The organism is Roseovarius indicus (assembly GCF_008728195.1).
GTDB classification, from domain to species: Bacteria; Pseudomonadota; Alphaproteobacteria; order Rhodobacterales; family Rhodobacteraceae; genus Roseovarius; species Roseovarius indicus.
Genome location: NZ_CP031598.1, coordinates 2,840,315 through 2,865,035, shown reverse-complemented (window position 1 = coordinate 2,865,035; position 24,721 = coordinate 2,840,315). Strand labels below are relative to the sequence as shown.

The window sequence follows — 24,721 nt, the reverse complement described above, 5'->3', positions numbered from 1 at the left end:
GGCCTATTCGGGCTAGTGTCAAGACAAACCTACTAGGTATTCCCTTACGGACGGCTGATTTATCTCTTTCAGTGACCACTTTATCCCATCGTCATCGAGTACCGCTTTATGCGCGAGATCACCATCCCAGGGATTGTCACTTATAGATCGAGGGACTCTTTCTAAGCGACTGCGCATCTCCCTTATGCCTCTAGCGACAATCTTTCCTGACTTAATGCCATCAACGAGCCAAGCTCCAACGTGATCCCATAGGTTTTCGCTTTGACCCCCAAGGGATTTTGTCGCCTGTAGAATCTGGCCTTGGTCTCGGAAGCGCCCCGAGGTTAACTCATCGTATAAATACTGCAGCGCCATTTCCACAGAAACCCATTGAGCTTCATTCGGCGCAAGCCGCTGACGTAAATCTCGGCACTCATTCCTCGCTTCGTTTCTTTGTATCATCGGCGCGGTGCCAACAGCACCAAGCCAGACCAACAAGAGAATCCCAACAACCCAAAATAGGCTCAGCCATCCGTTGAGCGCACCCATCAAGGCGCCTCCGATAACTTCAAAACTCCAAAACCCGAGTGATAGCCATTTGTTCGGGTGTCGGGCAAAGACCACGTCGCCAGTTGTTCTTCGCGCTCTCTGCCAAACGCTTTCTTTCAAGTCCGCTTGACCCATAGCCCGGTGCCGTTCCCTCTTTGAATTGAATGCCGCCAACCTGACGGGTCTAATTTAGCGCATCTTATGCCTTCATCACACTATGGAGTGAAATTTGGACAAACTTGCTCACCGAAGAAGTTAGACAGCGGGGTTAGAGCGACAGCTAACAGGAGGACTGGTGCAGCGACTTGAAAGAGCCAAAACCTCGCGGCTTCAAAGCGAAAAACCCATCCGAAGTATTGTGACGCTCTTTTTTTCTTTTGGTTGTTTTTCTTGCTAAGTTGCCCCTGTCTTTCAACAATAGCGTTCTCCTTATTGTCACGTTCGAAGACATCGATTTTTCTGTTCCTTCTAACTTGGTCTCGCTGAGTTTTGAGTGATGCATCCAATTCTGCGCTCAGATGACGGATATCTTCATGGCGCTGCTGCACCCGATTATCTCTTTGAATTCGCAATTTGTCTGTGGCGTAGAGAGGGTTTTCCGAAAACAAAAAGAACAGAAAATTTATCGTATATATAACCAAAAGGAACCAAAGGATTACAATGAGTTCGCCCAGCCCAAAGCCTACATTAATTCCAAGAAAGTTAATCTCCTTGAATGGAGCCGTGCATTCCGAGGTCAAGATCACCAGAAATGACGTGATGACGACCGCGCGCCCCGCCTTTCTTAAGTCGTCGTACTCAAGTATGGGATTCATGGCTCTCTTCTTCTCAAGCGAACACCCGCACCGCCCCCATTTTCCTCGATGAACTGTACGCCTCCATCCTCCAGGGCCGCGCGAATGGCACTGAGCGCTCCTTGTGCAGGGTAGGGCGACCCAGACCCTTCGGCACGTTTAACCGTCATCGAAGATATGCCCGCTCGATCTGCCAGTGTCGCCTGTGACCAGCCAAGCAAGCCACGTGCAGCTCTTAACTGTCCTTGCGAAATTTTCGCTTGTTCCATTTCAGAACATTCCGTATTGTTCCTTTTGGTAACATTACCACGATGGAGGACTGAGACAATGCCCAAAACAATTTCCGACATACAGACTGAGGCGGTTTACCTAGCCGCGCTTATCGACGGTGCTGACCTGCTGGCTGATAGAGCCACGTGCGGCGACTCTAATGACCCTGAGTTTCAGCAAGCACGGAATTCTCTTCCCGCGATCTTTGCCGATATGCGCCGACGCGCGACCGAACTGGCGAATGACCTCGAAACCATGGACAAGAAAGGCGGTGAGGCATGACTTGCCTTCAGACAGAAGCTTTCAACGAAACCAATCATCAACTGCACCTGACCACCAGCCTGATCGACGCGGCGTATGACATGGCAATGGAATGCCGAGCGATAGACCATTCTGATCAGGAGGCGATAGAAATGATGGCGATATTGGAGGTCGCCCGAGAAAAGGCTCGCACTGCGATGCAGCTGCATGAAGCCGAGGGGAAGATGTCGAGGAATAACTCCGAGCAAGACGCCTAAAGCACGGCGCGAATCCAACCACGAAGCCGGGGCCATTTGCCCCGGTTTTTTGTTACCCTAAACGTTACCCCAGAACGAAAATGAAGAAGGCCCCGAGCACGGCTTTCCGCCAAATCTCTGATTTACTTGAGGATTTTGGCTCCGGCGGTAGGGATCGAACCTACGACCAATTGATTAACAGTCAACTGCTCTACCGCTGAGCTACGCCGGAACACGAGGCGCGATATAGCAACAGGCTCAGGTGGCGTCCAGTGGGTTTGTGACAAAAATTTCACCCGATCGGGCAGGGCGGGTCACAGCAGGCGGAAGCGGGCGTGCTGTGACAGGCCGCCGACGGGTTCCACGCGGTTTTTCTTATAAAGGTCAATGAGGTGGGCCAGCACGTTGCGTTCGGCCGCGGGCAGCATTTGCGGCGGGATATCCGTGTAGATCGCGGCCGTGAGCGTCGCGGCGTCGGCCGGGCCGGCCTGCAACCCCTTAAGGATCGACGCCTCGCGCCCCTCGCGGTGGCCGATCAGCCAGTCGAGCCGGTCCATCGGCGCCGTCATCGGCGCGCCGTGGCCGGAATGGAAAACCTCCGCCCCCATCTCTCGCAACCGGCGGCAGGAGGCCATGAAATCGGTCAGGTCGCCATCGGGAGGCGAGACAAGCGAGCTGGCCCAGCCCATCACGAGGTCGCCGGTGAACACCGTCTGCCCTCGCGAGAAACACAGGTGGTTGCCCAGGTGCCCCGGCGTCCAATGCGCGGTAAGCGCCCAATCCTCGCCCGCGACCCTCTCGCCATCGGCCAGCTCCACGTCGGGCGCGAAGCCGGGGTCGATGCCCTCGCCGGCCTCCTCCAGCCCCTGCGCCGCCATCTCCTGCATCACGGCGCTGCGCCCGGCACCCGACGGCCCGAAGCCCAGCACCTTGGCCCCGGTCTCGCGCGCCAGCCGGCCCGCGAGGGGCGAGTGGTCGACATGGGAATGCGTCACGAAGACATGCGTCACCTGCTGACCGGGCCCCAGCGCGCCCAGGATCGCCTTCAGATGCGCCTCCCGGTCCGGCCCCGGGTCGATCACCGCAACCTGCCGGTCGCCCAGCAGGTAGGTGTTCGTGCCCATATACGTCATCGGCGAGGGGTTCGGCGCCAGAATACGCCTGACCCCGCCGCCCAGATCCTCGGCCACGCCCGTCACCGGGTTGAAATCCGTCTCGCTCATGGTTCTTTCTTACACACGGTTCATTGGCTAGGTTCAAGCATGTCCTTTCGCTGGCTCAAACCCTACATGCCCGGCAGCCTCTATGGCCGCGCCATCCTGATCCTGCTCTTGCCGGTGGTCTCGCTGATGCTGGTGGTCTCGGTGGTGTTCATCCAGCGCCATTTCGAGGGCGTCACGACCCAGATGACCAACTCGGTCAGCCGCGAGGTGCGGGTCATGCTCGACAGCGGGATGACCCCCGCGCAGGTCTCCGACTCGGCGCTGGCCCGCACGCTGCAGATCCGGGTCGACCCGGTGCCGGAAAGCGCCGTGCCAGGGGAGGATTATCGCCGCTGGTACGATTTCACCGGCGGCACCGTGATCCGCGAATTCAAGCAGCGGCTGTCCGATCTTCGCGCGGTCGAACTGCCCGACGACCAGCGCGTCTCGCTTTATTTCGACAGCGCCGACGGCCCGATCCGGATGACCTTCGACCGCCGCCGCGTCTCGGCGTCGAACCCGCACCAGCTTCTGGTGAACATGGTGTTCTTCTCGGCGGTGATGACGGTGATCGCCTATTTCTACCTGCGCAACCAGCTGCGGCCCATCACGAGGCTCGCCCGCGCGGCCGAGGCGTTCGGGCGGGGCCGCCACCTCGATTACCGGCCCGCCGGGGCGGTCGAGGTGCGCGCGGCCGGCAACGCCTTTCTCGACATGCGCGCCCGGATCGAACGGCAGATCGAACAGCGCACGCTCATGCTCTCGGGCGTCAGCCACGACCTGCGCACGCCGCTCACCCGGCTCAAGCTGGGGCTGTCGATGCTGGATGACGAGGACCGCGAGGCGATGGAGCAGGACGTGACCGACATGGAACGCCTGATCGACGAGTTCCTCGATTTCGCCCGCGGCGCCAGCGAGGGCGAGGCCAAGCCCGTCGACCCGGTTGCGCTGGTCAGCCTGATCGTCGACGACATGCGCCGGGCCGAGCGCAACGTGACGCTCTTTCTCGCCGAGGGCGAGGGCACCGTGGCGCTGCGCAAGGCCGGCATCCGCCGGGCGGTGGAGAACCTGATCAACAACGCCGTGCGCTACGGCACAAGGGCCGAGGTCTCGGTTCTGCTGACCGACAAGTCCCTGCGCATCCGGGTCGAGGATGACGGCCCCGGCATTCCGAAGGAGCGGCGCGAAGAGGCGGTCAAACCCTTCGTTCGGCTCGACACCGCGCGCAACCAGAACCTCGGCACCGGGGTTGGCCTTGGCCTGTCGATCGCCACCGACATCGCCCGCGCCCATGGCGGCATGCTGCGGCTGGGCGAAAGCGAACGTCTGGGGGGCCTGCGCGCCGAGCTGGTGATCGGGCGCTGAGGCGGGCAGGGGGCTGACCTAGGCGCAGCATATGATCAAGGTTTTCCCGGATTGCGCCCCGGTCGGTTTCACAAGCGATGCGAAATCCGTGGCGAGAGCAGGGTCCCGCGTAACGCGCACACTTGATCGTTGCCTTTCATGTTCATCCGCAGCTGGCGCCGAGCCTGCTGAAATAGCCCTCGGTGTCATCGTGCGAGCCAAACTCGAACTCCCCGATCTTTCCGATTTCTTGAAGATCGGTGTCGAACACCACCGCACCCTCGAACCACCAGCCATTGCATTTCAGCATGTAGATGACGGGCCCGTCCGGACCATCGAATCCCGCCCACTTCACGTCTTCGTCAAGGTCGGACGTGTATCTAAACCTGCGCTCGTCGAAAACGTACTCCGGTGTGTCCGGCCCCAACTCGCTCAGAAGGATGTTCGGATACTCCTTGAGCTCCTTCCCACCGCAATGCCATCCGAAACCGCCTGTGTACCGGCGTCCTTCATACGTGTGCTCTTCTGTCACCATATCGCCGGACGGCAGTTCAAAGAGGCACCCGCCAAAGGCAACGTAGCGGTTGAAAATCAACTGGCTGCGGTATCCTGTGGCGAATGGCGTGACCTGGTTTCCTTCTGCGTCGAAGACCGCCTGGTCATAACTGGTATCGTACTCAATGCCCAAGTCGGAGTCCCAGACGATTTGTTGGCGGATCTCGCCCTCGGTATTGATCATCCGATACTGTGGCTGAACCTCGATATCATGCCCCTCCTCGAACTCCCGCGGCGACAGCCCAAGCTTGAGCGGATAGTCCCGCAACCCCCGCTCGGTGCGCTTATCCGCCAGCGCCGCGATGTCCGAGCGCAACTCGGCCACCGCCGCATCGAACAGGATCAGCTCGCCCGTCGGTTCGAACTTCTTCGGCATCGCCAGCAGCTTGCCCAGCCGCTCGCTCAGGATCTGGTAGTCGATCTCGGCCGCGCGCAGCCCCTCCTCCTCGGGCAGGCCGCTCATCCCCTCGGTATCCCAGCGGTCCTCCGGCGTGACCTCGGCGAACTCTTCCGCGTCGAGATCGTAGCCGAACCCTTCCCTGATCCCCTCGGCCAGGTTGCGGATTGCCTTCTGCGTCACCGCCACCTCCGGCGCCTTGCTCTGCTGCACGTACCAGCGCACGAGGTCATGGGTCGAGACCTTCACATCCACCAGCCGCGCGGTATGCAGGCGCAGCCCCTCCTTCCAGATCCGTTTCGCCTCCTTCTCCGAGACGTAATCGGCCCGGTCGTCCGGCCCGTCGAGCGGGGTGCGGTAGAACATCTCGCTCCAGTCGGGCGAGCCGGGCACGTTGAAGCTCCACGTCTTGCCATCGCCGGGGCCGGGGTCGCCGCCATCGGCCAGCAGGTAATAGACGCCCGTCGCCCCCGACATCTCGAACTCGATATCCACGTCGTAGATCCGCGCCTTCAGCTGCGACTCGCGCGGCAGGTTCAGCAATTTCACCCGCCGTCGCTTATCCGTCACCAGCTCCGAGACCTCGACCTCGCTGAAATTGGGGTTGAGCTGCCAGCGGAATCGCGTGCCCACCACCGGCTCGCCCAGCAGCAGCTCCAGCCGCAGATGCACATCGTAGGTGAAACTCAACCCGTCGGTCGCGCCGCGCGGGTCGCCCGAGCCGATATTCTCGATCTTGTAGGTCTCGGCAGGGGCGGGGCCCGTGACAAGCACCATCAGCGCATAGAGGGCCGCCCGTATCACCGCCGCGCCCATCAGTTCAGCCAGTCGCTGATCAGGTCCTTGCGCGCCTCCGACACCTCGCCGGGCATTTCGCCCTCGGCGGCGTCCAGCACCTTCTCCAGCGGGCTGAGCGAGGCGCTCACGATCCCCTCGGGCGCGCCCTTGTTGGCCAGCCGGTAGCCGGTGCCTTCATAGACATCCTGCACGAACCGCTCCCACGCCCGGTCGCCGCGCAGCTCATCGGGGTAGGGCTCGTCCTCGCCGCCCACGTAGAGCGATTTCTCCACCACCATCGGGCAGCGGATCGCCGCGCGGCACTCCGCGTCCGTGGGCCAGCTCGGGCAGTATTCGCCCCACTTGCAGCTCGGCCCCTCGACCAGCTCGCCGGTGGTGGTGACCAAAAGGCTCGCCACCCCGTCGTCATAACCGTATTTCGAATAAAGCCCGTCCCACCACGAATAGGAATAGGTTTTGTATTCCAGCCCCTTCTTCGGCTCCGTCTCGCCCTCCGGCCAGTGCAGGAAGTTCACCATCGCGGTATAGGTGCCCGATCCGCCGCCCTGCGTGTAATACCGGATTTCGGGCTCGCCATCGCCGTTCAGGTCGGTCTCGTCGACGCCGTTGACACAGGCCTTCTCGTCGCTCCAGACCTGCGCCTCGCCATTGCCCTGCAGCCGGAAGACCGCCAGCTTGCCGAAGGAGGTCGCGCTGCAATGGTGGAAGTAATACACCCCGGCCTTTTCCAGGTATCCGGTCCCGGCCCCGAACCCCTCGCCGAACTGCTCCTTCAACTCGGCAAAGACCTTCTCCGCCGCCGCCTCATCGCGCCCCGTTCCGGCACTCGCTGACGCCTGGGTCACCGTGGCGCCGCTCTCCGCCTCCTTCTTGGCAATGCGGTTGAGCTTGGCCCTCACGATCCGGAACTGGTCGCCCTTCATGTTCTCGCGCTGCGCGATCTCGAAGAGCTCTCGTGCCTTGGCAATATCGCGCGGCAGCACGTCGCCGTCGATGTAGAATTCCGCCAGTTCCACGGCGGCCACCCCGTAGCCGCCCCGCGCGGCGGCCTCCATCAGCTCGGCCCCGCGCTCCGGGTTCTTCCCGACGCCATATTTGCCACTTGTCAGCATCTCCAGCCCGAGGTTCTTCTGCGCGATCGGATAGCCCAGATCGGCCGACTTGCGCATATACTCCCACGCGTCTTCGCCCGCGATCACCTCCGAAAGCCCGCAGTTGCTGCGCAGCCAATTGACGTTGTTCATCAGCACCGGGTCGCCTTCCGAGACCTTCGTCCAGAACTCCCGCGTGGCGGCGTTGCTGCCCTTGCAGACCTTGTCGGTAAGGTGATTGCCGGCGTTCCGCTCGGCCTGCCATTCGGAGGGCAGCGGGTCGGCCACCGCCGGCGACACGCCGAAAACACCTGCGAAAAGAAGGCAGATTGCCCCCGTGATCAAGCTCTTACTCATGACACATACCTTATTCTGAAAATGCGTTAAAAAATGTCTAATGGAGACTCAGGATAACAGGGGAGGCCCCGTTCGATCAACCGCCGACCCCGAAAAAACCGCGTGATCCGGCCGGCTTAACCGCCCGTCGGCGCGAGTTCCGACTGTACGATATCGCGGATATACCCCCGCAACCCGCGCGCGCCCTCAAGCGAGATATGCCCGCTGTCATGATACAGCGGCCGCCCGTCGAGGAACCAGACATACCGCCCTTCGATCATGAAGGGCAGGGGCAGGTCCACCACGTGCACGCCCTCGGCCTCGCGCGCACGGAACACGTCGAGCACGTAGCGCTGGATGGCATCGTTGTCGCGCGCATTGACGAAAGTGTTGGCGATCAGCGTATCCACCTCGGCATCGGCGCCATGCCCCGTCAGGATCAGCTTTTCCAGCAGCAGCTTGGGCGTCACCTTCTGCTCGGGCACCTCGGTGACAAGGAACACCTCCGCCCCGAATTCGCGGTAGAACGCCACCGTCCGGTCGACCGCCGCCTCGAACACCGCGCGCGATTGTGCCATGTCGCCCCGGTTTCCGTTCAACTCCTCGGCCAGGAAATAGCGCGGGTTCGCCCCGGCATAGACGGGGCCGGTGTAAAGCGTCCACCGCCCCACCAGGAACACCGCCGAAACCCCCTCGGCCTTCAGCGCCTGGGCCAGCTTTTCCGTGTAGCCGTGACAGGCCAGCTCGTCCTTGCGGCTGCGCGAGGTATAGACGCCGAGGATCGGCGGACAGCCCGGATGCGTGCCCGCCAGCACCCGCACGGGCCGCTCGCCCGCCACCGTCTCGAGGGCCGGCAGCAGGGAGATCGCATAGCTGTCGCCGATCACCGCGATGCTCTCCTCAGCCCCCTCCGGCGCAAAGGCGGTGCAGAACACGTCGCCCGCGCGGGTCGTCTGCGCCAGCTCCGAACAGGTCTCGTAGCGCGGCCGCTCGTCAAGCGAATCGAGTGCCGCCCTCAGGGGCGAGTCGCCCCGCAGGTCCAGCCGCGCCGGAAAGCCTTCGCCCATGAACCCGGCCATGCCGATGGCGAAGAACAGCACCGTCGCCCCGCCGCTCACCCACAAAAGCCGCTTGCGCACCGGCAGGATCCGCGGCGGCCGGGTCCGGAACGGCCGCTCGACAAAGCGCCACGTCAGCGCCGCCAGCACGAAGCTCAGCCCCGTCAGCGCCATCATCACCCCGTCCGAGGGCGGCTCGAGGCTGTGAATGCGGGCAAAGGCGAAAAGCGGCTGGTGCCAGAGATAGGCGGAATAGCTCACCAGCCCGATCCCCACCACCGGCCCCAGCGACAGCGCGCGCCCCGCAGCCGTGCCCGGCGCGGCAAAGAGGATCACCAGCACCGTGCCCATGACCGGCAACAACGTGTAGGCCGAGGGAAACGGCGTGCCCGGCCCGTAGACAACCGCCGCCGTCGCGATCATCAGCAGGCCCAGCGCCGCGGGCATGTTGCGCCCCGTCACCTCCCGGTCGATCAGCCACAGCGCGCAGAGCGCCCCCGCCATCAGTTCCCAGAACCTCGAAGGCGTGAAATAGAAATTCGCCGCCGGATGGTTCCGCCACCCCCATTCCGCCGTGATCAGCGACAGCACCGCCAGCACCACGATGGCGCCGAACGCCACCCGTTTTCCGCCCTTGAGCACCAGCCCCAGAAGCAGCGGGAATACCAGGTAGAACTGCTCCTCCACCCCCAGGCTCCAGGTGTGCAGCAACGGCTGATACTCGTTCGCGGCGGTGAAATACCCCCGCACGTTCTCGAGGAAATGAAAGTTCGACACGAAGAACGACGCGAACGCCATGCTGCGGGCGAAGGTCTGCAACTCGTAGGGCGGCATCCACAACAGCGCGAAGGGAATGCAGGCGACCATCACGAGGAACAGCGCCGGCAGAATGCGCCTTGCCCGCCGCTCGTAGAACTTGGCCAGCGAATAGGTCCCCTTGCGCCGGTCCTCGAGCAGGATGGTGGTGATCAGGTAGCCGGAGATGACGAAGAACACGTCGACGCCCACGAACCCGCCCGGCAGCGCCTGGAAACCGGCATGAAACAGGATGACCGGCACCACGGCCACGGCCCGCAAGCCGTCGATCTCAGACCTGTATTTCACCCCTGTAATCCGCTTGCTGAAAAAACGCCCGGCTGGCGCGGAGATTGTGCCGGTTGCGATAGCGGAAAGGGTGGGGGGCGTCCAGTAAAGAGCCGTGCGCTAGCGTACCTGTGATGTGCGGGTGGGGATTGCCGGCCTCACTTGCCCACGCAATAGGCGGTCCCACCGTAAAGCACCGACGCATAGCTCGGGCAGACCCCTTTGCTCTTCTTTACGCGCCTGACCTGCACGGGCGCGCTGGCCCGGCCAAGCCGCGCGTCGGCACAGGCATTGATCCACGCGGCATCCGCGGCGCCCACGCTGCCATGCGGCAGGATCCGAAGCACGCTGTCCCCGCCCCAGGGGTAGGCCACGTAGGTCGCCTGGATCTTCGGCGCCCCGCGCAGGCCGCGCTCGTACTGGCAGTCGATGATCGCCTGGTGCTGCTCGGTCGCGGGGATGTACCCCTTGCGCTGGGGCAGGTCGGCAAGGGCCGGCTGTGCGGTCAGCGCGGCGGCGCAGGCCAGGATCAGGGGGCGGGCAAGCTGTTTCATGATCAAGTCCACTTCGTACAAACAGGGCGTCGCGCGCCGCTGTCGCGAGGGCGGGCAACACTTATAGGTTGAAATACTAGCCTGTGTTTCGTCCAACGTGAAGATATGTCGACGAAACTTCCGGTCAACTCCGGCCCACGGCACCGGCGCTGACGCGTGGTCTGCTGGGCCAGCCTGAAACGGATCGGATTTGGTAGGCCCGGAGGGACTCGAACCCCCAACCAAAGCGTTATGAGCGCTCTGCTCTAACCAATTGAGCTACAGGCCCGACCTGTTCTCCCTCGTAGGCAAGGGCGGGGAGGGCGTCAAGACTAAGCAGGGGGCGGTCCGGCTTTGGCAGGTGCCACCCACCGCACGCCGCGTTAACCCTGCCATCCCACCGAAAAATGCACCGACGTAATACCGACGTTATACCGACGTGATACCGACACCCGGTTTTGCCTCCATTTCATCAGGTTAAGCCCGATTCTCCCCCCGAGGCCCCGCAAGGCACTTCCCTCCGTGTTTCGTTTAAGCTAACCCGGCGCCACCAAGCGGCGAGAGGTCTGACGATGAGCAAGGGCAAGAACGGCATCACCTATGCCGAGGCAGGCGTGGATATCGACGCGGGCAATGCCCTCGTCGAGCGGATCAAGCCCGCCGCCAAGCGCACCGCGCGCCCCGGCGTGATGGCCGGATTGGGCGGGTTCGGCGCGCTTTTCGACCTCAAGGGGGCAGGGTACGACGACCCCATTCTCGTGGCCGCCACCGACGGCGTCGGCACCAAGCTGCGCATCGCCATCGACACCGGGAATGTCGAGACCATCGGCATCGACCTTGTCGCCATGTGCGTGAACGACCTTGTCTGCCAGGGCGCCGAGCCCCTGTTTTTCCTCGATTATTTCGCCACCGGTAAGCTCGAGACCGAAACCGCCGCGCGGATCATCGAAGGCATCGCCGAGGGCTGCGCGCAATCGGGCTGTGCCCTGATCGGCGGCGAGACGGCCGAGATGCCGGGCATGTACGAGGCGGGCGATTTCGACCTCGCCGGGTTCGCCGTGGGCGCGATGGAACGTGGCGCCGACCTGCCGGCGGGTGTGCAGGCGGGTGACGTGCTGCTGGGCCTCGGCAGCAGCGGCGTTCATTCCAACGGCTACAGCCTCGTGCGCAAGCTGGTCGAGATCTCGGGCCTCGGCTGGGAATCCGATTGCCCCTGGTCCGACGGCACTCTCGGTGCGGCCCTTCTGGCCCCCACGCGCCTCTATGTCCGCCAGGCCCTCGAAGCGGTCCGCGCGGGCGGCGTCCACGCGCTCGCCCACATCACCGGCGGCGGTCTGACCGAGAACCTGCCCCGCGTCCTCCCCGACGACCTGGGAGCCGAAATCGATCTGGACGCATGGGAATTGCCCGGCGTTTTCAAATGGTTGTCCGAGACCGGCGGTATGGCGGAAGCCGAGATGCTGAAGACCTTCAACTGCGGCATCGGCATGATCCTCGTGGTCGAGGCCGACCGGGCCGGGGCGCTGACGTCGCTGCTGGAAGAGGCCGGCGAAACCGTTCACACGCTCGGCCAGGTGAGCGAAGGGCAGGGCATCCGCTACACCGGCGCGCTCCTTTGACCAAACGCGTCGCCATCCTGATTTCCGGCGGCGGCTCGAACATGGTGGCGCTGCTCGACAGCATGACCGGCGACCACCCGGCGCGACCCTGTCTCGTGCTGGCGAACTCGGCCGAGGCCGGGGGGCTTGCCAAGGCCGAGGCGCGCGGCGTGCCAACCGCCGTGGTCGATCACCGCCCCTTCAAGGGCGACCGCCCGGCCTTCGAGGCGGCGCTGCAGGCGGAACTGGAAAAGGCTGATGCCGAGATCCTCTGCCTTGCCGGCTTCATGCGCATCCTGACCGAAGGCTTCGTCCGCCCGTGGCAGGGGCGCATGCTCAATATCCACCCCTCTCTCTTGCCGAAATATCCCGGCCTCAACACCCATGCCCGCGCCCTTGACGCCGGCGATACCGAGGCCGGCTGCACCGTGCACGAGGTCATTCCCGACCTCGATGCCGGGCCCTTGCTGGGGCAGGCGACGGTGCCGATCCTCCCCGGTGACACCCCCGACACGCTGGCCGCACGGGTGCTGAAACAGGAACATATCCTCTACCCGGCCGTCCTGCGCCGCTTCGCGTCAGGTGACCGCGACCCGCTGTTGATCGACACCCGCGACTGAGCCGGCGGCGCCCTTCACAGCCTGCCCGAAAAAGCGGCAGGCGCCGGGGGCGGACAGGCCCGAGATGATTTCAACCATCGCCTTTTCATTGCCGATCTGCTGTCATATACCGGACCGACGGAGGGCGAAGAGGCAGTATGGCAAACGAAAAAACCCTTTCGCGGATCACGACCATCACCACGACCGAAGATCTCGCGGCGTTCTGCGCCCGCGCGGCCGAGTGCGATTACGTGACCGTCGATACCGAGTTCCTGCGCGAGCGCAGCTACTATTCCAAACTGTGCCTCGTCCAGCTGGCACTCCCCACGCGCGGGCCGGACGATGCCGTTCTGGTCGACCCGATTGCCGGCGACCTCTCGCTCGAGCCGCTGTATGAACTGTTCCGCGACACGTCGGTGGTCAAGGTCTTCCATGCCGCGCGGCAGGACCTGGAAATCTTCCATGTCGATGCCGGGCTGATCCCCGAACCGCTCTTCGACACGCAGGTCGCGGCCATGGTCTGCGGCTTCGGCGAGCAGGTGGGCTATGAGACCCTCGTGCGCCGGATCGCCCGGCAGTCGCTCGACAAGACCTCGCGCTTCACCGACTGGTCGCGCCGCCCGCTGACCGACGCCCAGCGCACCTATGCCGTGGCCGACGTGACGCACCTGCGAGACATCTACGAATACCTCGCCGCCAAGCTGGCCGAGACGGGCCGCGAGAAATGGGTCGCCGAGGAGATGGAGATCCTCAAGGATCCCGAAACCTACATCATCCGCCCCGAGGATGCGTGGAAACGGGTGAAGACCCGCAACGCCTCGGGCCGGTTTCTGGCCATCGTGCGCGAACTGGCCCGGTTCCGCGAGGATTACGCCCAGACCCGCAACGTGCCGCGCAGCCGTGTCTTCAAGGACGATGCGCTGGTCGAGCTGGCCTCGACCAAGCCGGGCTCGCTGAACGACCTGTCGCGCTCGCGACTCCTGCTGCGCGAGGCCCGCAAGGGCGATATCGCCGACGGCATCCTCGCGGCGGTGAAAGACGGGCTCGACACGCCCAATGACGAGGTGCCCAAGCCCGACCGCTCGCGCGAGAAGCTGCAGGTGAACCCGGCGCTGGCCGATTTGCTGCGCGTGCTGCTCAAGGCCAAGACCGAGGAATTCGGCGTCGCCTCGAAACTGATCGCCAGTGCCGCGGATCTCGATGCCATCTCGGGCGGCGAGCGGGACGTGCCCGCGCTCAAGGGCTGGCGAAACGAGGTCTTCGGCCGCGACGCGATGCGCCTGTGCGAAGGCAAGGTGGCGCTGGCCGCCAAGGGCAAGTCGATCGTGACGGTCGACCTCTAAGGTCAGCCGGGTTCGCATCGGACAATCAAAGGAACAGGGCGCAACGATAGATCGCTGCGCCCTGTTTCTTCAAGTCTCGGATATCTCGTGGTCCTGAAGCGCCTCAGCGCCGCGCGCTCTGCCGCGTGTTGCGCTTGGCGATCACCCGGATGGTCTTGACGGCCTCGAGCTCGCCGAAACTCAGCGGCTGCGCGGCCTGGATCCGGCGGGTGTGCTCGGGGCCCTGCGGCGTGTTGATCGGCTGCATCGCCAGGAATTCATAGGTGATCACACCGTCGACGGGCTCGCCCTCGTAAAGCGGCAGCAGGCGCACGTCATAGGCGCCTTGGCGCGTGGTCACACCCACGGCCCGCACGATGGCGCCCGTCGCGGTGGGCTCGATGTTGAGGTCGGTTACCTGGCTGATCAGCGTGCCGCGATAGATCTCTTCCTTCTTGCCCCCGAAGAGGCCGCTGCGCTCGGTCGTCACCTGGCGGTTGGCGGCGATCAGCTGTGACTGGCCGCGCTCGCCGATCAGCGGGTTTACCTCCTGCACGCGGCCATCGGCGGTGCGGACGGTGCCCGGTGCGGTCTCGACAGAGGTGCTGCGACCGAACCAGTTGGCCGGGTTCAACCGCGAGTCACGCAGGCCCCCGCCGCAGGCCGACAGAAGCAGGGTCGAAAGGATGAGGGCGACAACAGTGAAGCGCATGCGCGATAACCTTTCCTTGGCTTTCCGCCTGTTACCGCAAATGACGGGCCTTGAAAAGCGCCCTTGGGGCTGGACGTGCCGCAAATCCGCGCCTAGGTGTCTGGGGGCGAAAGGAAAAAGGACAGGACCCTTGGCCACCGAGGCATTTGAAGAGATCGTCGAGGATTTCGAGTTTCTCGAAGACTGGGAAGACCGCTATCGTTACGTGATCGACCGGGGCAAGGCGATGGACCCGCTCGACGACGCGCTGAAGGTGCCGGCGACCAAGGTCGACGGCTGCGCGAGCCAGGTCTGGCTGCACCCCCGGATCGAGAACGACACCTTCAGTTTCGAGGGCGAAAGCGACGCGATGATCGTGCGCGGGCTGATCGCGGTGCTGAAGGCGCTCTATAACGGCTTGCCCGTGCAGGAGGTGCCGAAGGTCGACGCCCAGGGCGAGCTGGCGCGGCTGGGGCTGAACGATCACCTGTCCTCGCAACGCTCCAACGGTCTACGGGCAATGGTGGAGCGTATCCGCAGCGTCGCGGCCGAGGCGGCCTGAGCGCAGGGAGGGGCGCTGCCCCTCTTGGCCCTGCGGGCCAATTCCCTGGGCTCCGCCCGTTCACGGGCGGACCTCTCCACTGGAGAGTTCCCGAGAAGCCCGCTCACCCCCGGGATACTTGGACCAAGAAGAAGCGGCAGGTCAGGCCCGGGCTGCGAGCGCGGTCTTAAGATCTCCGTAACCGGTGAAGCGGTATTCGTAGTCCAGCCCGAGTCGCGCGGCACAATCGCGCGCCTTCGCTTCAAGCGCCGGGTCGTTAACCTGGGCTTGATAAACCAGCTTGGTGTAATTGCCGAAGATCATGTCCCGCAGTTCGGGGTGACGGTCGAGGCCCATGGGCTTCCACACGAAGGCGTCGAACTGCTTCACCAGGAAATCGGTGAGGTAGAAGGCGGTGATCTCGTCGCGGGCGGCGAAGGTGTCGTTGCCTTCGAAGAAGGAATAGCAATGCGGGCCCGCGACCATCTCGACGCCCAGCTCGGCGCATTTGGCCTGTAGCAGCCCGCCGGTGCCGCAATCGGCGTAGACGACGAAGATGTCGTCAAAGGCACCGCGGTTCTCGCGCACGGTCTCTTCGACGGCCTGCGTGATCTTGTCGGGGTAGAGGTGGTACTTGGCGGGCAGGCATTGCAGGACCATGTGATCCCAGCCATTGGCGCGTTTCAGCGCCAGGATCTCCCGCGCCAGCGCGCCGCAGGCAATCAGCAGGATGCGGCCCTTCGCGGGCTCGGCAAAGCCGCGCTCGGTCAGGGTGGTGTCGCTTGGCAGGTCGGTCATCACGTCATCCCAACAAGAAACGGCCCGCACAGTCAGGCGGGCCGTTCCGAATACCGATCAGGCGGCGGTTCAGCCCGTGGCGCCCTGGTTGTGCTTGCGGCTGACGAAGGTCTTGGCGGTTTCCACCGCCACGGCCGCGTCACGGCAATAGGCGTCGGCGCCGATCGCCTTGCCGAATTCCTCGTTCAGCGGCGCGCCGCCCACGAGCACGATGTAATCATCGCGCACGCCCTGTTCCACCATCGTGTCGATCACGACCTTCATGTAGGGCATGGTGGTGGTCAGCAGGGCCGACATGCCGAGAATGTCGGGCTGCTCGGTTTCCAGCGCTTCGAGATAGTTCTCGACCGGGTTGTTGATCCCGAGGTCGACCACTTCGAAGCCGGCACCTTCCATCATCATCGAGACGAGGTTCTTGCCGATGTCGTGGATGTCGCCCTTGACGGTGCCGATGACCATCTTGCCGACGCGGGGTGCGCCGGTTTCGGCCAGCAGCGGCTTGAGGATGGCCATGCCGCCCTTCATCGCGTTGGCCGCCAGAAGCACCTCGGGCACGAACAGGATACCGTCGCGGAAATCCTTGCCGACGATGGTCATGCCGCCGACCAGCGCCTCGGTCAGCACCTGGTAGGGCTGCCAGCCGCGCTCGAGAAGAATGTTGACCCCTTCCTCGATCTCTTCCTTCAGACCATCATAGAGGTCGTCGAACATCTGCTGGACAAGTTCTTCGTCGTCCAGTTCCGAAAGGATGATGTCGTCTTCTTCATCGGACATGAGCATTTCCTTGCATTCCGGTGCGCCGCGCGCGTGGGGTTGTGGCGAACCTATCGTCAATTTGCCGCAGGCGCACTTTCCGAATTACGACATTGGCCGCATCGCTTCCGACGTATCACGCGATTTCGCCTGCCGAGTCGCCGGATGAACCCGCTGTCGTGCATGGGTTTATTGCAAATGTTCTCTTAATGTTCCATTTATGGGGTATGGATGACAGCATGTCGGATACAGTTGACCCGAGACTCAGGCGCGCCGGGCGCGGGGCGCAGAGCAATGCGGCCGGCCGGTACGAGCGGCACGGCCGCGTTTTCGAAGAGGACGGCTGGGATGTCGCGCCGGAGGAAACCGCGCTGCGCACGCAGGTGAGCACAGAAACGCCCCGCCGGATGATCACCTACAACCGCTCGCCCGATCTTCCCTTCGACCGGTCGATCAACCCGTACAGGGGGTGCGAGCATGGCTGCATCTACTGTTTCGCCCGGCCGAGCCATGCGTGGCTGGGCCTGTCGGCGGGGCTCGATTTCGAGACCCGGCTGGTCGCGCGGCCCGAGGCGCCGGAGGTGCTGGCGAAGGAGCTGTCGAGCAAGCGCTACAGCCCGGAAACCATTGCCATCGGCACCAACACCGACCCTTACCAACCGATTGAAAAGGCTCACGGTATCATGCGCGACTGCCTGCAGGTGCTGAGCGAGTTCAATCACCCGGTGGGGATCGTGACCAAGGGCACGCTGATCGAACGCGACATCGACATACTGTCGGACATGGCCGCCCGCGGGCTGGTGCGCGTCGGGCTATCCGTGACGACGCTCGATGCCGGCCTGTCGCGCAAGATGGAACCCCGGGCGCCGTCGCCCAAGCGGCGCCTGCAGGTGATGGAACGGCTGAGCCAAGCCGGCATCTCGGTCAGGATCATGACCTCGCCCATCGTGCCGGCGATCAACGATCACGAGATCGAGGCGCTGCTTCAGGCCGGGAAGGACGCGGGCGCCGAGGCCGCGAGCTGGGTCATGCTGCGCCTGCCGCTGGAGGTGTCGCCGCTCTTCAAGGAGTGGCTGGAGACGCATTTCCCCGACCGGGCGGCGCGGGTCATGGGGCTGGTGCGGGGCATGCATGGCGGCAAGGAGTACGATCCGGAATGGGGCCGGCGCATGCGGGGCGAGGGGGCCCATGCCGAGATGATCGCGGCGCGGTTCCGGGTGGCGGCGCGGCGGCTGGGGCTCGACAGGCGCCTGCCGCCGCTGCGCCGCGACCTGTTTCGCGTACCGGGCCGCGCCGAACAGCTTGACCTGTTCTGACGCGGCCCCGGGCGGGAGGGGCGGCCGGCTCAGCGGTTCGCGGTCGTCGGATCGATCCGGCCGGTGATCGGGGTGACCTTGGTGGCCGGGAAGCCGCTCAGCTTGGCGTGTTCGTGGATCGCGGCCTCGTCTTCGGCAAGGTAGATGCAAAAGGTCTTGTCGCCGGTCACGTAGGAATGTTGCCACTGAACCTTCGGGGCCAGCTGGCTCAGGGCCGTGTTCGAAGTGGCGGCCGCGCCGCACAGCTCTTCCGACGTCATGGACCCGACGCCGGGAATATCGCGTTCGATGAGATAGGCTTGCATGTGACGTCCTCCTTCAGGATTTCTAGTCGCCTGCCGATTGAACACCCAAGTTTTCCGGAAATCACGTCAGGCTTTCTGCTATCCTGACAAGAAATGCTTGTCGGGAGGTGTCATGCGGCTTTCGCATCTCAACGGATGGCGGGCGGTCGAGGCCGTGCATCGCCTCGGCGGCATCGCGGCGGCGGCAGACGATCTCGGCGTCACGCGGGCGGCGGTCACGGCCCAGGTGCGAGGGCTTGAAGACCGTCTGGGCCGGGTCCTGTTCACCCGAACGCCCGGTGGCCTCAGACCGACCCCGGATCTGGTTGCCGTGGCGGACCGGCTGACCGAGGCAATGACGGCGCTGGCCCGCGCCCAGAAGGCGCTGACGTTCGAGCCGCCGGGGAACCGCGTCGCGGTTTCGGTCACGCAAACCTTTGCGGAAACCTGGCTGCCCCGGCATCTGCCCGACCTTTTTCCGCGGTTGGGTCAGATCGACCTGATCCTGAACACAACCTGGGACGTGGTCGATCTGCACGGTGCGGATCTGCATTTCGCCATTCGCTACATGGGCGAGATCACCGGCGATCTGGCCGGCATTCCGCTTTTGCCCAGCGGTGTGGTGCCGGTCTGCACGCCGGACTTCGCCGCGCGCTACGGGCTGGGCGAGGGAGCGATGGATGTCAGTGGCGTTCCCCTGGTTCATATCGACGTGCCCACGACCGACCCGGACTGGGCCGGATGGTCGCGCTGGGGACAGGAGATGGGCGTGCCGGTGGACATCTCGCAGGAGACGCAGCCGCGCTATGCCCTCACCGGAAGCGGCGTGCGGCTGGCGCATTCCGGTGTCGGCCTGGTGCTGGGCGGGCTGTCCGAGATCTTCGCCTCCCTGGCGCGCGGCACGTTGATCATGCCGTTCGGGCAAAGATCCGTTTTCCCCGGGGCTTACGAGCACAAGCTCATCTGGATAGATGGTCAGCGCTTCGGCCCGGTCCAGCGCGCCTTCCGCGACTGGGTCGTGGAAAAGGCGCGCGAAGACCGTCGGGTCATGGCAGAGGTGTTCGGCCTCTGAGGGCCTGTCAGCCCCGGCGGCGCCGCCCGCCGCGGCCCCTGCGGGCGGATTGCTGATCGCTGTCCTCTTCGGTGCCGTCGACGGCCGAGGAGAACGCGCCAAGCGCCTCGGTGATCTGGTCGAGCGTCGGCCGTTCGCCGCGCTCGCGGGTCTCCAGCGCCTCGCGCATCTTCGACAGGTGCTCGGGCATGGTGCCGCAGCAGCCGCCGATGATCGTGGCGCCGGCATCCCGGGCCAGGACGGCGTATTCGGCCATCAGCTCCGGCGTGCCGTCGTAATGGATGTGCCCGTCGACATACTTGGGAATGCCCGCGTTGCCCTTGGCAATGATCGGACGCCCGGTGCCCTGCGCCACGAAGCCCAGCACGGTGCGCATCAGGTCGGAGGCGCCCACGCCGCAATTGGCACCATAGGCCAGCGGCGGGGTGTCGAGCTTCTCGACCATGTCGGCCATGTCGGCCGAGGTCAGGCCCATCATCGTGCGGCCGGCGGTGTCGAAGCTCATCGTGCCGCACCAGGGCATGTCGGCCAGGCGGAACGCCTCGGCCGCGGCCTTGTATTCCTCGGGCGCCGAAATGGTCTCGAGCCACAGTACGTCAGCCCCGCCTTCCTTCAGCCCGTCGGCCTGTTCGTGGAAGATCTCGACGGCCAGTTCGTGGGTGAGAGAGCCCATGGGCGCCATGATCTCGCCCGTGGGCCCCACGGAACCGGCGACGATGACCGGACGATCGCGCCGGTCGGCCACCTCGCGGCCGATCTCGGCCGAGATACGCGACAACTCGCGCGCCCGCTTTTCAGCCCCGTGCAGCTTGAGCCGCGAGGCGTTGCCGCCGAAGGAGTTGGTCAGGAACAGGTCGCTGCCCGCGTCCACCGCCATGGTGTAGAGCTTCTCGATGCGGTCGGGATGCTCTTCGTTCCACATCTCGGGGGCGTCGCCCGAGCTGAGGCCCATGTTGAAAAGGTTGGTTCCGGTGGCGCCGTCGGCCAGAATCCAATCGCGGGTTTCCATCATGCGGGAGAGGGCGTTGGTCATCGGTTATCCTGTGAAAAGCGTGCGGTTTGGTGTGTCATGTTCTGCGCCTGCGCGCAAATGCAAAACGCTCATGTCGATCTTGAGCCGGGGCCAATGAAAAGGGGCGCTTCCGCTTGAACGGAAACGCCCCTAAGAACCCTCGGATCAGGGGCTTAGGCCTCTTTCATCACCTGGTCCTTGGCGATCTTGAGCAGTTCGTCCATCTTGCCGCGGATGGTGTCGGCATCGGCGAGATCGCCAAGGTCGCCCGCGACCTTGCGCACGACGTCCTCGTGGCCGGCTTCCTCGAAATCCGATTTCACCACCTCCACGGCATAGGCATTGGCGTCATCGCCGGTCTTGCCCAAAAGTTCTGCCGCCCACAGGCCCAGAAGCTTGTTCCGGCGCATCTCGGCCTTGAACTTCATCTCCTCGTCATGGGCGAACTTGTTTTCGAAGGCGTTTTCGCGATCGTCGAATGTGGTCATGTGGCCGCTCCCAAGCACAGCGTTTCGGTTTCCCCCGGTATGCCCTCAGGGGCTGCGTTCCGCAAGAGGGCAGGGCGCCGCGGCCCCGTTGCCGCCTGCGTCTTGCGGCAGGGTGCCCCATGCCTTATGGAGAGCGCAAAGGCAGGACGGGGAGTCGCCCGGCACCTGCAGTATCTGGAGTCAGCATGGCGCGTCGCAAGAAAATCTACGAAGGCAAGGCCAAAACCCTGTACGAAGGGCCGGAACCGGGCACCATCGTGCAATACTTCAAGGATGACGCCACCGCCTTCAACGCCGAAAAGAAGGACGTGATCGAAGGCAAGGGCGTGCTCAACAACATGCTGAGCGAGTATTTCATGACCGGACTGACGAATGTCGGCATCCCGAACCACTTCATGAAACGGCTCAACATGCGCGAGCAGCTGGTCCGCGCCTGCGAGATCATTCCGCTCGAGGTGATCGTGCGCAACTATGCCGCCGGCTCGATGGCCAAGCGGCTGGGGATGGACGAAGGCACGCAACTGCCGCGTCCGATCGTGGAATACTGCCTCAAGAACGACAAGCTGGGCGATCCGCTTGTCACCGAGGAACATATCGCCGCCTTCGGCTGGGCCACCCAGCAGGACATGGACGATATCCTGAGCCTCGCGCTGCGGGTCAACGATTTTCTCGCCGGCGTGATGTATGGCGTCGGCATCAAGCTGATCGATTTCAAGATCGAGATCGGCCGGGTCTACGAGGGCGATTTCATGCGCCTGATCGTCGCTGACGAGATCTCGCCCGACAGCTGCCGGCTGTGGGACATCGAGACCGGCCAGAAGCTCGACAAGGACGTGTTCCGCCGCGACCTGGGCAGCCTGACGGATGCCTATTCGGAAGTGGCCAAGCGGCTGGGGGTCATGCCCAAGGCATCGACGCCGATGACCAAGCCGCACCTGATCAACTGAGCCCCCCGGGGCATAGGCACGGGCGCCGCGGCGCCGGACAGAGCAGAAGAGAGGCAAGGCCCATGAAGGCACGTGTGCATGTGATGCTGAAAACCGGGGTTCTCGACCCGCAGGGCGAGGCGGTGCGCCACGCGCTTGGGTCGTTGGGCTTCGACGGGGTCGAGGGCGTGCGGCAGGGCAAGGTGATCGAGCTCGACCTTGCCGAGACGGACAAGGCCAAGGCCGAGGAAACCGTCAACCAGATGTGCGAGAAGCTGCTCGCCAACACGGTGATCGAAAGCTATTCGGTGGAGATTTCCTGATGCACGCCGCCGTCATCGTCTTCCCCGGCTCCAACTGTGACCGCGACATGGCGGTGGCCTTCGAGAAGGCGGGTGCCAAGGTGTCGATGGTCTGGCACAAGGATACGTCGCTGCCCTCGGGCATCGACGTGATCGGCGTGCCGGGCGGGTTTTCGTTTGGCGACTACCTGCGCTGCGGGGCCATCGCGGCGAATTCGCCGATCTGCCAGTCGGTGATCGCCCATGCCGAGAAGGGCGGGTATGTCCTGGGCATTTGCAACGGTTTCCAGGTGCTGACGGAAACCGGACTTCTGCCGGGCGTTCTGCTGCGCAATGGCGGGCTGAAGTATGTCTGCAAAGCCGTTGATCTGAAAGTGGAAACGGCCGACAGCGCCTATACCGCGGGTTACGGCGAAGGCGACACGATCACCATCCCCATCGCGCATCACGACGGCAACTACTATGCCGACGAGGATACGCTGAAGAAACTGAACGACGAGAACCGCGTGGCCTTCCGCTATGTGAAGAACCCCAACGGTTCGCTTCAGGACATCGCCGGCATCCTGTCGGAGAACCGCCGCGTGCTCGGTATGATGCCCCATCCGGAGCGGATGGCCGACCCGGTGCATGGCAACACCGAGGGCCGCATCCTGTTCAACACCCTCGTCGACCAGTTGCAGACCGCGTGAGGCCTTGTTGCGTCGCCTGCGGCGGCGTATTCTGACGCCCATGGCATCGTCACCTGACACAGAGCCCCCGGAACGCCCCGCGGGGCGGTTGCGCACGCTGAGCTGGCGCGCGCGGCTGGCGCTTGTCGTACTTGTGGTTCTGGCGGTGTCGACCGTGGCGGTGACGAACAGCCTGCTGACCGACCGCTTTACCGAGACGACGCGCAACAGGGCCGAGCTGCGGCTGGTGCTCTACAGCGGTAACCTTCTGAGCGAGCTCCGGCAGAACGCCATCGTGCCGCAACTGTTGTCGCGCGATCCGACGCTGATCTCGGCACTGGCCAGCGCCGATTTCTCGCAATCCTCGCAACGGCTTATCTCGTTCAACGAGGAGATTTCGGCCGCGTCGCTCACGCTTCTGGGCAAGGATGGCCGGGTGGTGGCGTCGACCGACCGGGAATCGATCGGGCAATCCTACCGCGAGTCGCCGGTGTTTATCGAGGCGACGCGATCGAAGGACAACATTTTCAACATCTTGCGCGACGATGCGGGCCGGTTCCGTTTCTTCTATTCGCGCCGGGTGGAAACACAGGCCGGGCTGGCCGGGGTGATCCTCGTCGAAGTGGGCCTGGGCAAGTACGAACGCGCCTGGGCCGGGATATCCGACGCGGTGCTCGTGACCGACAGCGAGGGCCGCATCATCCTGGCGACCGAGCCGCGCTGGCGCGGGCTGACAGAGGCCGAGGCTTTGGCCAAGGAGCCGCCCTCGAGCGCCATTCAGCGGGCGCTGCAGGCCACCGCCGACTGGAACACGCTGCCGCCCGATGCCTATGTGCAGGGCGAGGCAGTGATGCGCGTGGGCGGGCGCGTGGCGTTCCGTGGCTGGCGGATCGCCAGTTTCACGACCTATGCCAGCGTCCGGGAAAAGGTGAACGGCTTCCTCGCGCTGGAAATCATGTGCTTCGCCATCCTGCTGGCGCTGGCCTTCTATTTCCTGAACCGCAAGGCGACCGTCCGGATGGCGGTCTTCCAGCAGGAGTCGGCGGAGCTTCGCGCATTGAACATGCGGTTGCAGCGGGAAATCGCCGAACGGCAGCGGGTTCAGGAAAACCTTGCGGTGGCCGAACAGACCCTTGCGCAAAGCTCGAAACTGGCCGCGTTGGGCGAGATGTCGGCGGCGGTCAGCCACGAGCTGAACCAGCCTCTGGCGGCGATGAAAACCTACCTCGCCGGGGCGCGCCTGCTGCTCAACAGGAACCGCCCGGAAGAGGCGCTTTCCTCGTTCCAGAGGATCGACGACCTGATCGAACGGATGGGCGCGATCACCCGCCAGCTGAAGTCCTATGCCCGGCAGAGCGGGGATGAACTTGCCCCTGTTAACATGGCCGATGCGCTCAATTCCGCGCTCGCGATGATGGAGCCGCAGCTGCGCCAGCGGCAGGTCAAGATCACCCGCACATTGCCCGACGGGCCGGTCATGGTGATGGGCGACCGGGTCCGGATCGAGCAGGTGATGATCAACCTGCTGCGCAACGCGCTGGACGCCACGCGCACCGTGCCCGACGCGGCGATCGACATCCTGCTCGCGGCGGGCGAGACGGCGGTGCTGACGGTGCGAGACAACGGTATCGGGATCGAGAATATCGAGAACCTGTTCGAGCCCTTCTACACGACCAAGCAGCCGGGCGAGGGGGTCGGGCTGGGCCTTGCCATTTCCTCGGGCATCGTGAACGACTTGGGCGGCCGCCTGACGGCGCGCAACGCCGCATCGGGCGGGGCTGTATTTGAGATGCAGCTTCCTATCTTACCTGAAGACACGCAGACGGCCAAACGGCCGGCCGCAGAATAATTGGCAGCGGAGAAGA

Annotated in this window: 27 protein-coding genes and 2 tRNA genes; 14 read left to right on the top strand and 15 right to left on the bottom strand. The window is 64.0% G+C overall.

Going from position 1 to position 24,721, the window contains the following annotated elements; genetic code table 11:
- Nucleotides 1-18 precede the first annotated feature (18 nt).
- Both RIdsm_RS13585 and RIdsm_RS13580 read right to left on the bottom strand, forming a co-directional pair.
- Nucleotides 19-528, bottom strand: a complete 510-nt coding sequence (locus tag RIdsm_RS13585) for a hypothetical protein (protein ID WP_143100327.1) — start codon at nt 526-528, stop codon at nt 19-21.
- Between the two features lie 215 nt (nt 529-743).
- Nucleotides 744-1,343: a hypothetical protein gene (locus RIdsm_RS13580; protein ID WP_057815389.1), complete on the bottom strand. Its 600-nt coding sequence runs from the start codon at nt 1,341-1,343 to the stop codon at nt 744-746.
- 306 nt (nt 1,344-1,649) lie between these two features.
- On the opposite strand from RIdsm_RS13580, the gene RIdsm_RS13570 reads away from it, so the two are divergent.
- Complete coding sequence (locus RIdsm_RS13570) at nt 1,650-1,874, top strand: hypothetical protein (RefSeq protein WP_057815390.1); 225 nt, start codon at nt 1,650-1,652, stop codon at nt 1,872-1,874.
- Nucleotides 1,871-2,110 (top strand): hypothetical protein, encoded by a 240-nt coding sequence (locus RIdsm_RS13565; protein WP_057815392.1) that lies wholly within the window; start codon nt 1,871-1,873, stop codon nt 2,108-2,110. The genes RIdsm_RS13570 and RIdsm_RS13565 overlap by 4 nt, the downstream gene beginning before the upstream one ends.
- Nucleotides 2,111-2,246: 136 nt before the next feature.
- On the opposite strand, the gene RIdsm_RS13560 is transcribed toward RIdsm_RS13565, so the two are convergent.
- Nucleotides 2,247-2,321 (bottom strand) — tRNA-Asn (locus RIdsm_RS13560).
- A gap of 82 nt (nt 2,322-2,403) precedes the next feature.
- Entirely contained in the window at nt 2,404-3,312 is a 909-nt protein-coding gene (locus RIdsm_RS13555) for an MBL fold metallo-hydrolase (RefSeq protein ID WP_057815394.1), read from the bottom strand.
- A gap of 39 nt (nt 3,313-3,351) precedes the next feature.
- On the opposite strand from RIdsm_RS13555, the gene RIdsm_RS13550 reads away from it, so the two are divergent.
- Nucleotides 3,352-4,656, top strand: a complete 1,305-nt coding sequence (locus tag RIdsm_RS13550; RefSeq protein ID WP_057815397.1) for an ATP-binding protein — start codon at nt 3,352-3,354, stop codon at nt 4,654-4,656.
- A 142-nt stretch (nt 4,657-4,798) separates the two neighbouring features.
- Here the strand turns inward: RIdsm_RS13550 and RIdsm_RS13545 are convergent, their stop codons facing one another.
- From RIdsm_RS13545 to RIdsm_RS13525, 5 genes are all read right to left on the bottom strand, one after another.
- Complete coding sequence (locus tag RIdsm_RS13545; protein WP_057815398.1) at nt 4,799-6,403, bottom strand: hypothetical protein; 1,605 nt, start codon at nt 6,401-6,403, stop codon at nt 4,799-4,801.
- Nucleotides 6,403-7,833 carry a tetratricopeptide repeat protein gene (locus RIdsm_RS13540; protein WP_143100328.1) on the bottom strand — a complete coding sequence of 477 codons (1,431 nt, stop codon included), beginning with the start codon at nt 7,831-7,833 and terminating at the stop codon, nt 6,403-6,405. The genes RIdsm_RS13545 and RIdsm_RS13540 overlap by 1 nt, the downstream gene beginning before the upstream one ends.
- 116 nt (nt 7,834-7,949) lie before the next feature.
- Nucleotides 7,950-9,974: an acyltransferase family protein gene (locus RIdsm_RS13535; protein ID WP_074939738.1), complete on the bottom strand. Its 2,025-nt coding sequence runs from the start codon at nt 9,972-9,974 to the stop codon at nt 7,950-7,952.
- 137 nt (nt 9,975-10,111) lie between these two features.
- Nucleotides 10,112-10,507, bottom strand: coding sequence for a hypothetical protein (locus RIdsm_RS13530; RefSeq protein ID WP_057815404.1), 396 nt, complete (start codon nt 10,505-10,507; stop codon nt 10,112-10,114).
- Between the two features lie 191 nt (nt 10,508-10,698).
- A tRNA-Ile gene (locus RIdsm_RS13525) sits at nt 10,699-10,775 on the bottom strand.
- A gap of 283 nt (nt 10,776-11,058) precedes the next feature.
- Here RIdsm_RS13525 and purM point away from each other — a divergent pair.
- The 3 genes from purM to rnd all read left to right on the top strand — a co-directional run bounded on the left by purM (nt 11,059) and on the right by rnd (nt 14,026).
- Nucleotides 11,059-12,105 (top strand): phosphoribosylformylglycinamidine cyclo-ligase, encoded by a 1,047-nt coding sequence (gene purM / locus RIdsm_RS13520; protein WP_057815406.1) that lies wholly within the window; start codon nt 11,059-11,061, stop codon nt 12,103-12,105.
- Nucleotides 12,106-12,146: 41 nt separating this feature from the next.
- Nucleotides 12,147-12,704, top strand: a complete 558-nt coding sequence (gene purN / locus RIdsm_RS13515; RefSeq protein WP_057815689.1) for a phosphoribosylglycinamide formyltransferase — start codon at nt 12,147-12,149, stop codon at nt 12,702-12,704.
- 164 nt (nt 12,705-12,868) lie between these two features.
- Nucleotides 12,869-14,026 (top strand): ribonuclease D, encoded by a 1,158-nt coding sequence (rnd, locus tag RIdsm_RS13510; protein ID WP_057815692.1) that lies wholly within the window; start codon nt 12,869-12,871, stop codon nt 14,024-14,026.
- A 103-nt stretch (nt 14,027-14,129) separates the two neighbouring features.
- Here the strand turns inward: rnd and RIdsm_RS13505 are convergent, their stop codons facing one another.
- Nucleotides 14,130-14,717, bottom strand: a complete 588-nt coding sequence (locus RIdsm_RS13505) for a hypothetical protein (RefSeq protein WP_057815407.1) — start codon at nt 14,715-14,717, stop codon at nt 14,130-14,132.
- Nucleotides 14,718-14,847: 130 nt separating this feature from the next.
- Between RIdsm_RS13505 and RIdsm_RS13500 the strand changes: the two genes are divergently transcribed.
- On the top strand, nt 14,848-15,258 hold the full coding sequence (locus tag RIdsm_RS13500) for a SufE family protein (RefSeq protein ID WP_057815409.1): 411 nt from the start codon (nt 14,848-14,850) through the stop codon (nt 15,256-15,258).
- Nucleotides 15,259-15,399: 141 nt separating this feature from the next.
- Here RIdsm_RS13500 and RIdsm_RS13495 read toward each other — a convergent pair whose 3' ends face one another.
- Both RIdsm_RS13495 and RIdsm_RS13490 read right to left on the bottom strand, forming a co-directional pair.
- On the bottom strand, nt 15,400-16,035 hold the full coding sequence (locus RIdsm_RS13495; protein ID WP_057815411.1) for a DUF1638 domain-containing protein: 636 nt from the start codon (nt 16,033-16,035) through the stop codon (nt 15,400-15,402).
- Between the two features lie 69 nt (nt 16,036-16,104).
- The gene (locus RIdsm_RS13490; protein ID WP_057815413.1) at nt 16,105-16,809 is read right to left on the bottom strand and encodes a corrinoid protein; all 705 of its coding nucleotides are present in this window, start codon (nt 16,807-16,809) and stop codon (nt 16,105-16,107) included.
- Between RIdsm_RS13490 and RIdsm_RS30380 the strand changes: the two genes are divergently transcribed.
- Together RIdsm_RS30380 and RIdsm_RS13485 are read left to right on the top strand one after the other, a co-directional pair.
- Entirely contained in the window at nt 16,808-16,957 is a 150-nt protein-coding gene (locus RIdsm_RS30380) for a hypothetical protein (protein ID WP_177228370.1), read from the top strand. The two genes, RIdsm_RS13490 and RIdsm_RS30380, sit on opposite strands and share 2 nt — an antisense overlap.
- A 58-nt stretch (nt 16,958-17,015) precedes the next feature.
- Complete coding sequence (locus RIdsm_RS13485; RefSeq protein ID WP_244955829.1) at nt 17,016-18,104, top strand: PA0069 family radical SAM protein; 1,089 nt, start codon at nt 17,016-17,018, stop codon at nt 18,102-18,104.
- A 29-nt stretch (nt 18,105-18,133) separates the two neighbouring features.
- Here the strand turns inward: RIdsm_RS13485 and RIdsm_RS13480 are convergent, their stop codons facing one another.
- A complete protein-coding gene (locus RIdsm_RS13480) occupies nt 18,134-18,409 on the bottom strand; it encodes a DUF4242 domain-containing protein (protein ID WP_057815415.1) in 276 nt (91 codons plus the stop codon).
- A 112-nt stretch (nt 18,410-18,521) separates the two neighbouring features.
- Between RIdsm_RS13480 and RIdsm_RS13475 the strand changes: the two genes are divergently transcribed.
- On the top strand, nt 18,522-19,460 hold the full coding sequence (locus RIdsm_RS13475) for a LysR family transcriptional regulator (RefSeq protein ID WP_057815416.1): 939 nt from the start codon (nt 18,522-18,524) through the stop codon (nt 19,458-19,460).
- Between the two features lie 7 nt (nt 19,461-19,467).
- Here the strand turns inward: RIdsm_RS13475 and bmt are convergent, their stop codons facing one another.
- Entirely contained in the window at nt 19,468-20,493 is a 1,026-nt protein-coding gene (gene bmt / locus RIdsm_RS13470) for a betaine--homocysteine S-methyltransferase (protein ID WP_057815418.1), read from the bottom strand.
- 152 nt (nt 20,494-20,645) lie between these two features.
- On the bottom strand, nt 20,646-20,960 hold the full coding sequence (locus tag RIdsm_RS13465; protein WP_057815420.1) for a DUF1476 domain-containing protein: 315 nt from the start codon (nt 20,958-20,960) through the stop codon (nt 20,646-20,648).
- A gap of 185 nt (nt 20,961-21,145) precedes the next feature.
- On the opposite strand from RIdsm_RS13465, the gene purC reads away from it, so the two are divergent.
- From purC to RIdsm_RS13445, 4 genes are all read left to right on the top strand, one after another.
- On the top strand, nt 21,146-21,907 hold the full coding sequence (purC, locus tag RIdsm_RS13460; protein WP_057815422.1) for a phosphoribosylaminoimidazolesuccinocarboxamide synthase: 762 nt from the start codon (nt 21,146-21,148) through the stop codon (nt 21,905-21,907).
- A 62-nt stretch (nt 21,908-21,969) separates the two neighbouring features.
- Nucleotides 21,970-22,209: a phosphoribosylformylglycinamidine synthase subunit PurS gene (gene purS, locus RIdsm_RS13455; protein WP_057815424.1), complete on the top strand. Its 240-nt coding sequence runs from the start codon at nt 21,970-21,972 to the stop codon at nt 22,207-22,209.
- Nucleotides 22,209-22,877: a phosphoribosylformylglycinamidine synthase subunit PurQ gene (gene purQ, locus RIdsm_RS13450; protein ID WP_057815426.1), complete on the top strand. Its 669-nt coding sequence runs from the start codon at nt 22,209-22,211 to the stop codon at nt 22,875-22,877. The genes purS and purQ overlap by 1 nt, the downstream gene beginning before the upstream one ends.
- 40 nt (nt 22,878-22,917) lie before the next feature.
- The gene (locus RIdsm_RS13445) at nt 22,918-24,705 is read left to right on the top strand and encodes a sensor histidine kinase (protein ID WP_057815428.1); all 1,788 of its coding nucleotides are present in this window, start codon (nt 22,918-22,920) and stop codon (nt 24,703-24,705) included.
- Nucleotides 24,706-24,721: the final 16 nt, after the last annotated feature.